The sequence below is a fragment of the Azospirillum melinis genome, assembly GCF_013340935.1.
GTDB classification, from domain to species: domain Bacteria; phylum Pseudomonadota; class Alphaproteobacteria; order Azospirillales; family Azospirillaceae; genus Azospirillum; species Azospirillum melinis.
The window spans coordinates 1-1592 of the sequence record NZ_WHOS01000141.1 but is presented as its reverse complement, the minus strand read 5'-3'; the positions used below and the strand labels follow the sequence as shown (position 1 = coordinate 1592).

Annotated in this window: 1 protein-coding gene; it reads left to right on the top strand. The window is 66.6% G+C overall.

The window, feature by feature from the left end; translation table 11 throughout:
* The first annotated feature begins 120 nt into the window (after window positions 1–120).
* Window positions 121–1461, top strand: coding sequence for an IS1380 family transposase (locus GBZ48_RS35795; RefSeq protein ID WP_174475367.1), 1341 nt, complete (start codon window positions 121–123; stop codon window positions 1459–1461).
* Window positions 1462–1592 lie beyond the last annotated feature (131 nt).

Genomic DNA, 1592 nt, shown 5'->3' with positions numbered 1-1592 from the left:
CCCGAATAATTCATCAGGGCTGGCGCAAGGGGCGGCGGGCGCAAGGCTAATCCACTGAATTCGTGTATGATTCTGGTGCTGAAGCAGTCTCACCACGGATCACCGGAGTTCACGCCCGCCATGACCGAGAGTAGCGGGGTTCTGCCCGGCTTGTCACCGGTTGCCGGCAAGCCAATCATCACCGCCTTCGACGGCGGTCGCCTCACGTCCGACGCCGGCATCCTGCTGCTGGCTGAGATCGACCGGCGCCTTGGGATCTGCGAGCACTTGGCAGGCTGCATCGAGGATCCCCGTGCGCCCGAGCGCGTCCGGCACACGCTGGCCGAGATGATCCGGTTCCGTGCCCTGCTGATCGCCGCCGGCTACCCGGATGCCAATGACTGCGACACCCTGCGCAGCGATCCCGCCTTCAAGATGGCGGTCGGGCGGCTGCCTGAAAGCGGAGGCGACCTTTGCTCGCAGCCCACGATCAGCCGGCTGGAGAACCTGCCCGGCCCGGTGGCGCTCAAGCGCATGATGGCCGCGATGGTGGACCTGTTCTGCGACAGCTTCGCCACGGTGCCGCGGCGCATCGTGCTGGACATCGACGACACCGAGGACCGCGTCCACGGCGCCCAGCAACTCTCGCTGTTCCACGCCCATTACGATGGGCGCTGCTTCCTGCCGATGCACATCTACGAGGCGACCACCGGCAAGCCGGTCGCCGTCATCCTGCGCCCTGGCAAGACGCCGGACGGCGCCGAGGTGACGTTGGTGCTGCGTCACGTCGTGCGGGCCATTCGCGCCCGCTGGCCGCGCGTCGATATTCTGGTGCGCGGCGATAGCCACTACGGCCGCCATGAGGCGATGAGTTGGTGCGAACGAAATCGCGTCGGCTATATCTTCGGCCTCGGCGGCAACAAGATCCTGCTCGGGCGGGTCACCGACTTAGCCGAGGACGCCGCGATGGGCCGGCTTGCCGGCGAGGCGGACAAGGTCCGGCGCTTCGGCGAGTTTCGCTATGCTGCCCGCACCTGGAAGGTCGAGCGCCGGGTCATCGCCCGGATCGAGGCGTCAGCCCAGGGCACCGACACCCGCTTCATCGTCACCAACTTGGCTGGAACGCCCAAAGCGCTGTACGAGACGATCTACTGCGCCCGCGGCCAGATGGAGAACCTGATCAAGGCGCATAAGCTGCACCTCGCCTCCGACCGAACCTCCTGCAGCAAGGCAACCGCCAATCAGTTCCGGCTGCTCATCCACACCGCCGCCTACTGGTTGCTGCACACCTTGCGCGGCTTGGCACCGAAGGCGTCGTTCTGGCGCGAGGCGCAGTTCGACACCCTGCGGCTCGGGCTGATCAAGGTGGCGGCGCGGGTCACCGAGATGAAGACTCGCATCAAGGTGTCTCTGCCGACCAGCTTCCCCTATCAGGAAAGCCTCGCGATGCTGGCTGCCCGCACCGTCAAGCTGCCGCCGTGAACACCGGGGCGACGTGCCCCCGAACGAACCTGTCCCCGCAACCCTCCAGCCCCGTCATGCCGCGCCGTTGGCGCCACCCATCGACGCGCCTTCGGGCAGCCGTTCCAAAGCGCTGATGAATGATCCGGGCT

Coding starts and splice junctions, on each gene's coding strand:
- GBZ48_RS35795 (WP_174475367.1), top strand. CDS start 121: ATGACCGAGAGTAGCGGGGTTCTGCCCGGCTTGTCACCGGTTGCCGGC.